The sequence below is a fragment of the Pseudomonas sp. genome (assembly GCF_032058845.1).
Classification (GTDB): Bacteria; Pseudomonadota; Gammaproteobacteria; order Pseudomonadales; family Pseudomonadaceae; genus Aquipseudomonas.
In genome coordinates, this window is sequence record NZ_DAMCCR010000149.1 from 1 (window position 1) to 8,150 (window position 8,150).

Consider the following 8,150-nt stretch of genomic DNA (forward strand, 5'->3'; position numbering starts at 1 on the left):
TCATTTCGCAAAACCCCTATCTGCTCAGGCAGGTAGGGGTTTTGTCTTTTCTGCGTTCTGTAAAATCTCCCAAGCTTACTCAAGATCGCCTCCAAACCCATGCTTGCGACCACCCGGGACAGATGGCATCGTTTCCCTTTGAACGCCTCCAGGTAGCCGCAATGTCGCAGTTCGATTCCATCACGCCCGGTTTCATGGTGATCCACGGTAACCGGTCAGATGACCTGCGAAGCCTGGTCGTGGAGTGGATGCGCAGTTACCCACTGCGGCCGCTGGAAAACGAAGTAGTGCTGGTGCAGAGCAACGGCATTGCTCAATGGCTGAAGATGGCCCTGGCGGCCGACCAGGATGACGGCGGTTGCGGCATCGCCGCAGCGATCGACGTGCAACTCCCCGGCAGCTTTCTATGGCGCCTGTACCGAGCCGTGCTGGGTCGCGAGGAAATTCCCGAAACGTCCGTGTTGGACAAAGCCACGCTCACGTGGCGACTGATGCGCTTGCTGCCCACGCTGATCGAGCAACCGCTCTTCGCGCCACTTGCACGCTTCCTCAACGACGATCGCGACATGCGCAAGCGCTACCAGTTATCCCAGCGCCTGGCCGATCTGTATGACCAGTACCAGGTATACCGCGCCGACTGGCTGGAAGACTGGGCAGCGGGCCGCTACCAGCTACGTGACGGTCGCGACCAATTGCGTCCGTTGTCCGAAGGCAATCAATGGCAGGCAGCACTGTGGCAGGCGCTGCTTGCAGATGTCGGCGCTGACGGCATGGCCCAGAGCCGCGCCGGCGTGCACCAACGCTATATGCACATCGTGCAATCCACACAAACGGCGCCCCAGGGGTTGCCCAGCCGCGTCATCGTGTTCGGCATCTCTTCCCTGCCTGCCCAAGTGCTGCATGCCCTGGCAGGCCTCGCCCGGTTCACCCAGGTGCTGCTCTGTGTGCACAACCCTTGCCGCCACCATTGGGCAGACATCGTCGCCGACAAAGACCTGCTCAGACGCGAATACCGTCGGCAAAGCCGCAAACCGGGTGTGCCGCTCCAGCTCGACGCCACCAGCCTGCACCAGCATGCCCAGCCTTTGCTCGCCGCATGGGGCAAGCAGGGTCGCGACTACATTGCCCTGCTGGACGAGTTCGACCAGCCAGACAGCTACCGGGGTGCGTTCAGCGATGGCAAGATCGACCTCTACAGCGATGAAGCCCCTGATTCACTGCTCAGCCAGCTGCAGGACGACATTCTCGAACTGCGCCCGCTTGCAGAAACCCGCGAGCATTGGCCGGCAGTCGATCCGCAGCAAGACACCTCCATCCGCTTCCACATCGCCCACAGTGCGCAGCGGGAAGTGGAAGTGCTGCATGACCAGTTGCTGGAACAGTTTTCCCGCAATCCCAAGCTCAACCCGCGCGACATCATCGTCATGGTCCCCGACGTCAACGGCTACGCACCGCACATCCGCGCGGTGTTCGGCCAAGTGCCGCGTGACGACAGGCGCTTCATCCCCTTTACCCTCAACGACCAGGCCCAACGGGGCCGTGACCCGCTGCTCATCGCACTCGAACACCTGTTGAAGCTGCCTGACAGTCGCTTCGCCGTCGGCGAGATCCTCGACCTGCTCGACGTCCCATCGTTGCGCGCACGTTTCGGTATCCCCGAGCAATCACTGGCCATCCTGCACCGCTGGATCGAAGGTGCCGGGGTGCGCTGGGGCCTGGATGCGCGCCAGCGTGAAGCATTGGGCCTACCGGGCAGCATGGAGCAGAACAGCTGGCGATTTGGCTTGCGGCGCATGCTGCTGGGCTATGCCGTCGGCAGTGGCGAGCGCTTCGGCGGGGTCGAGCCCTACGACGAAGTCGGTGGCCTCGACGCGGCGCTGGTGGGCCCGTTGTTCGCGCTTGTCGATCGCTTGGATCATTGGTATCAGGCATTGCTCGAAGCCACCACGCCAGAGGTCTGGAGCCAGCGCCTGCAGGGCCTGGTCAGCGACTTCTTCAAGCCTGAAGACGAGCACACCGAGCACCTGCTCATTCAGCTCGACGAGCTGCGCGACCAGTGGTTGCATACCTGCGAGGCGGTCGAGCTGCAAGCGGCTTTGCCGCTGACCGTGGTCCGTGAAGCCTGGCTGGCCGGGCTCGACCAAGGCGGTTTGAATCAGCGGTTCCTGGCGGGCTCTGTCAACTTCTGCACGCTGATGCCGATGCGCGCCATTCCCTTCGAGATGGTTTGCCTGCTGGGCATGAACGATGGCGATTACCCGCGTGCACAGCCACCTCTGGACTTCGACCTGATGGCCGCCGATTACCGTCCCGGAGATCGCTCGCGCCGCGAGGACGACCGCTACCTGATGCTGGAGGCAGTGCTGTCAGCGCGCAAACAGCTGTACATCAGCTGGGTCGGGCGCAGCATTCGCGACAACACTGAACGACCGCCGTCGGTGCTGGTTGGCCAGTTGCGTGATCACTTGGCCGCAGGCTGGCATCTGCGGGGTGACGATGCACACGCTGTCGACCTGCCGGCCGACGCCTTGATCCACGCGCTGACCGTCGAACACCCCTTGCAGCCGTTCAGCATCCGCTACTTCCAGGAGGGTGAGGCCGCGCTGTTCAGCTATGCGCGGGAGTGGCAGGCGGTGCATGAAACGCCCAGCGCAGCCTCGACCCCAGCCACTGACCTGCCGCCTTTCGAGCCTGACGGCCCCCTGGCGATCGAAGGGCTGACCAACTTCCTGCGCAACCCGGTAAAGCATTTCTACACGCAGCGATTGAAGGTGCACTTCGAGCAGGTGCAAGACGCGCTCGAGGAGGCCGAGCCTTTCCTGTTGGACGGGCTGCAGCACTACACCCTCAGCACCGAACTGCTGGAGACCGTGCTGCAAGGCGAGGACGGTGAGCTTGAAGCGCTGCTGGGCACTCAGGCCAGCCGATTGCAGGCTACCGGACGTCTGCCCATGGCCGGCTTCGGCGAGTCGCTGCAGGCCGAGCTGATTGCCCCGTTACCCGACCTGATCAGCCGCTATCGTGCATTGCTGACACGCTGGCCGACCCCTGTGCACAGCGCGCTGCCGCTGTACGCCGCCGCCCACGGCATCGAGCTGGACGGATGGCTGGCCGGCTTGCACGAAGGTGCAGACGGGACCCTGCTACGCGTCACGCTCATGGCCAATGCGATCAATGCCCGGGGCGGTCGCAAGTGGCCCAGGTTGATCGACAGCTGGGTCCATCATCTGGCGGCCTGTGCTGAAGGTCTGCCGCTGCACACCGCGGTCGTGGCAAGCGACACCACCCTGTTGTTACCCCCGTTGAGCGCCGACCACGCCCGCACGGCGCTTGCCGACATGCTGCTGGCCTGGCGCCAAGGCATGACGCAGCCTCTACCGGTGGCGCCGCGCACGGCATTCGCGTTTCTGGCCGGCAAAGACCGCGACGCTGGCCTCAAAGCTGCGCAGGTTGCCTATGAAGGCTCGGAGTTCGTGCAGGGTGGAGCCGGTGAGCGAGCCCGCGACATGGCGCTGGCCCGGCAATTCCCCGACTTCGCCGCCCTGACGGCCGATGAGTCGTTCGAAGGCTGGGTACAGGCATTGTACGAACCGTTGTTCACTGCCCCTTGGGCGGACCTTCAGACCCAGGAGCCTGCCCGATGAGTCGCCCTCTGGCATTGACCTTCCCTCTGCGTGGCAGCCAACTGATCGAAGCCAGCGCCGGCACCGGCAAGACCTTCACCATTTCTGCCCTGTACCTGCGCCTGGTGCTCGGCCACGGCGAAGGCGAATGCGGCTTTGGCCGCGAGCTGTTGCCGCCGCAGATCCTCGTTGTGACCTTCACCGACGCGGCCACCAAGGAACTGCGCGACCGCATCCGGTCGCGTCTGGCCCAGGCTGCGCAGTTTTTCCGTGAGGAAATTGCAGCGCCGGATGCGCTGGTGAGCCAGCTGCGCGACGACTACCCCAGCGATATCTGGCCGCTCTGTGCCAGCAAGCTCGACGCCGCCGCGCAGTGGATGGACGAAGCCGCCGTGTCGACGATTCACGGCTGGTGCCAGCGCATGCTGCGCGAGCACGCCCTGGACAGCGGCAGCCTGTTCACCCAGAGCCTGGAAACCGACCACAGCGAACTGCTCAACGAGGTGGCGCGCGACTACTGGCGGCAGTTCTGCTACGCCATGGCCGGCGAGACCCTGGGCTGGGTGCGCGAACACTGGAAGTCCCCCACGACCTTGCTGGGCAGAGTCAAAGGCATGCTCGGCAGCGCACCGCCGTTTGACCCCAGCGCTGACCCGGCGCAGCACATCGCAGGCGGTCTGCGCCGGCGGCTTGAAGCCTTGGCGGCGATCAAGCAACCCTGGGGCGTATGGATCGAAGAACTGCGCACGCTGTTGCTGCAAGGCGTTGCCGACAAGGCCGTGGACGCGCGCAAGCTGCAGCCCCGTTATTTCGAGCCATGGCTGGAGGCGCTGACGCAGTGGCAGGCCACAGCGGACAGCCACCTGCTCGACCTCGGTAAAGGCTTCGAGCGGCTCACGCCCGACGGCCTGGCAGAAGCCTGGAAGACCAGCCCGCCGAGCCACCCCGCGCTGGACGCCATGGTCACCTTGCGCCAACGCCTGCAACAATTGCCCGACCCCGGTGCTGCGGCCCTCGATCACGCCGCCGCCTGGGTGCGCGCTCGTTTTGAAGATGAGAAACGTCGACGTGCCGAGATGGGCTTCGATGACATGCTGCTGCGCCTGGATGCCGCCCTGTGCGGTGAGTCGGGCGAGGCGCTGGGGCGGATCATCCGCGAGCAGTTCCCGGTGGCGCTGATCGACGAATTCCAGGACACCGACCCGGTGCAGTACCGCATCTTCGAGCGCATCTACCAGATCGAGGAAAACCGCCAGGACCTCGGCATCTTCCTGATCGGCGACCCCAAGCAGGCCATCTATGCCTTCCGTGGCGCCGATATCCATACCTACCTGCGCGCGCGGCGTGCCAGTGCCGGACGCCTGCACAGCCTGGGCACCAACTTCCGCTCCACCGAAGCCATGGTGGCCGGCGTCAACCGCGTGTTCGAGTCTGCCGAGGCACGGCAAGAGGGGCGCGGCGCGTTCCTGTTCCGCGAGGGCAAGGACAACCCGGTGCCGTTCGTGTCGGTGGCGGCCAAGGGCCGCGACGATGGACTGCAGGTGCAGGGCCAGGCACAGCCGGCACTGACGTTCTGGGCCTTGGCCAGCGACAAACCGCTTGCCAACGGCACCTACCGCGACCACCTCGCGCCGGCCTGCGCCAGTGAAATCGTGCGTCTGCTGGAACTGGCCAAGGCGGGCCAGTGCGGCTTCGCTGGCAAGGACGGTCAACAGCGCGCGCTGGCGCCGGCGGACATCGCCATCCTGGTGCGCGACGGTGGCGAAGCCCAGGCCATCCGCGCGCAGCTGCGCGCGCGCGGGGTGCGCAGTGTCTACCTGTCTGACAAAGAGTCCGTGTTCCGCAGCCAAGAGGGCCTGGACGTGCTGGCCTGGCTGCGCGCCTGTGCCGAGCCGGACGCCGACCGTCTGCTGCGCGCGGCGCTGGCCAGCGTCACCCTGGCCCGGCCATTGCCCGAGCTCGAAGCGCTCAACCGCGATGAGCTGACGTGGGAAAGGCGCGTCATGCAGTTTCGCGACTACCGCACGCTGTGGCGCACACAAGGGGTGCTGAGCATGTTGCGCCGGCTGCTGCACGACTTCCAGTTGCCTGTACGCCTCACCGCCCGTGCCGATGGCGAGCGGGTGCTGACCAACCTGCTGCACCTGACCGAACTGCTGCAGCAGGCCTCGGCCGAGCTGGACGGCGAGCAGGCCCTGATTCGCTACCTCGGCGAGCGCCTGACCAGCGAGGCCGATGGCGGCGAAGATCAGGTGGTGCGCTTGGAGAGCGACGAGCAGTTGGTCAAGGTGGTGACCATCCACAAGTCCAAGGGCCTGGAATACCCGCTGGTGTTTCTGCCCTTCGTCTGTAGCGCGCGGCCGGTGGATGGCAGTCGCTTGCCAGTCGCCTGGCACGATGAACAGGGCGAGCTGCGCACCACCATGACCCCGGATGAAGCCGTCATTGCCGCTGCCGACGATGAGCGCCTGGGTGAGGACCTGCGGCTGCTGTACGTGGCCCTGACGCGTGCGCAATACGCGTGCTGGCTGGGGGTGGCAGACCTCAAGCGCGGACGGGAAAGCCGCTCGGTGCTGCACCGTTCGGCGCTGGGCTACCTGCTCGGCGGTGGTGCGCCGCTGGCCGACTCGAGCGGCCTGGCCGCGTGGCTGACGGACGTGCAGGGCGGTCACCCCGCCGTGGCGGTGCAGGCCCTGCCCGAAGCCAGCGAGCAACGCTATACACCCGTGCGCAGCGAGCAGCGTCTGCAAGCGGCACGTGAGCCGTCCAGGCGTGCTGCCGAGTACTGGTGGATCGCGTCCTACAGTGCGCTGCGAATCGCCGACAGCATCGACGGCGACTGGGCACCGGACAGCCTGCAGGCGCAAAACCTGCTGGACGATGAACCCCTCGGCAACGCCAACGAACTCAGCGCGGGGCATGGCTCGATCCACCAGTTCCCACGCGGCCCGCACCCCGGCACCTTCCTCCACGGCCTGCTGGAGTGGGCCGGGCGCGAGGGTTTCGGGCAGTTGACCGAGCATCCGGAGGCGTTGCGTAACACGGTCGCCCGACGTTGCGCAACGCGCGGCTGGGACGCTTGGATTCCGACCCTGGAGCAGTGGCTCACGACCCTGCTCAGCGTAGCCTTGCCTTTGGCCGATGGCGCTGAAGTACGCTTGTCTGACCTTGCCGATTACCGCTACGAACTGGAGTTCTGGTTCGCCAGCCGCGACGTGGACGTGGTGCGCCTCGACACCCTGGTGCGCCAGCACACCCACCACGGCGCCCCCCGCGCACCTGCCGAGGGCGGGCGCCTGAATGGGCTGTTCAAGGGCTTCATCGACCTCTGCTTCGAGCACGAAGGCCGCTACTACGTGGCTGACTACAAGTCCAACTGGCTGGGCGCGGACAACGCCAGCTATTCGCACGCGGCCATGCAGGTGGCGATTCTCGAACACCGCTACGACCTGCAGTACGTGCTCTACCTGCTGGCCTTGCACCGCCAGCTCAAGGCCCGCCTGCCGGGTTACGACTACGACCAGCATGTCGGCGGCGCCGTGTTCATCTTCCTGCGCGGGCTCAACGCGCGCAGCCGTGGCGTGTACTTCAGCCGTCCGCCGAGAGCCTTGATCGAACAGCTCGACCAACTGTTCCAAGGCACACTGCAAACACTGGCCACCGCCGCTCAAGCCGATCTGTTTGCCGAGGTTCGTCCATGAACGATGTGTCCGCTGCTATGCCGACTGCAGGTGACGTGCTGCAAACACTGGCTACCGCCGCTCAGGCTGATCCGTTTGCCGAGGTTCGTCCATGAACGATCTGTTCACGCCCACACCAACTGCAGCTGACGCGCTGCCGTCCCTGGACTCCACCGCCGGATTGTTCGCGTTGCTCGACCGCTGGGTCGGCCAGGGCTGGCTGCGCGCGCTGGACCTGGCGCTGGTGCGCTTTCTGGATGAGCAAGCCTTGGGCAGCGAGCCGCTGGTGTTGCTGGCGGCCGCCTTGACCAGCCATCAGTTGGGCCACGGGCATGTCTGCCTCGACCTGACACAGACCCTCGCCGAACCGGATTTTGCGCTGTCGCTACCGCCTGAGGGTGAAGACAGTTCAGCCGCCTCCGTGCTGCCCTCCAGCGTGATGGCTCCCCTGGACCTTACGCAGTGGCTGCAGGCCCTGCGCGCATCGAGCCTGATCGCCGACGGCCTGCACGGCCCGAGCGACCGGCCCCTGGTGCTCAACGACGGGCGCCTGTACCTGCGCCGCTACTGGACCTATGAGCGTGCCGTCGAAGGCAGCCTGCGCCAGCGCCTGACGTTGCCGGTGGAAGTGCCGGAGGATCTGTCGCAGCGCCTCGCCGCACTGTTCAGCGCACCCGTCGCCGGCCAGATCGACTGGCAGAAACTGGCCTGCGCCCTGGCCACCCGCGCGGCGCTGAGCATCATTACCGGCGGCCCCGGCACCGGCAAGACCACCACCGTAGTGCGATTGCTGGCGCTGTTGCAGGGCTCGCGCGTCGACGCCGACCGGCCACTGCGCATCCGCCTG

3 protein-coding genes are annotated in these 8,150 nt (G+C 65.8%); all 3 read left to right on the top strand.

Going from position 1 to position 8,150, the window contains the following annotated elements:
- Window positions 1–161 precede the first annotated feature (161 nt).
- Complete coding sequence (recC, locus tag RT028_RS19135) at window positions 162–3,644, top strand: exodeoxyribonuclease V subunit gamma (RefSeq protein WP_312936884.1); 3,483 nt, start codon at window positions 162–164, stop codon at window positions 3,642–3,644.
- Window positions 3,641–7,324 (top strand): exodeoxyribonuclease V subunit beta, encoded by a 3,684-nt coding sequence (gene recB, locus RT028_RS19140; protein ID WP_312936885.1) that lies wholly within the window; start codon window positions 3,641–3,643, stop codon window positions 7,322–7,324. The genes recC and recB overlap by 4 nt, the downstream gene beginning before the upstream one ends.
- Window positions 7,325–7,415: 91 nt before the next feature.
- Window positions 7,416–8,150: AAA family ATPase (locus RT028_RS19145; protein WP_409567311.1), on the top strand; the 735-nt coding region annotated here is incomplete at its 3' end.

What these genes read in the sequence shown, in the direction of transcription:
- recC (WP_312936884.1), top strand. Translation starts at nt 162, where the DNA reads ATGTCGCAGTTCGATTCCATCACGCCCGGTTTCATGGTGATCCACGGT.
- recB (WP_312936885.1), top strand. Translation starts at nt 3,641, where the DNA reads ATGAGTCGCCCTCTGGCATTGACCTTCCCTCTGCGTGGCAGCCAACTG.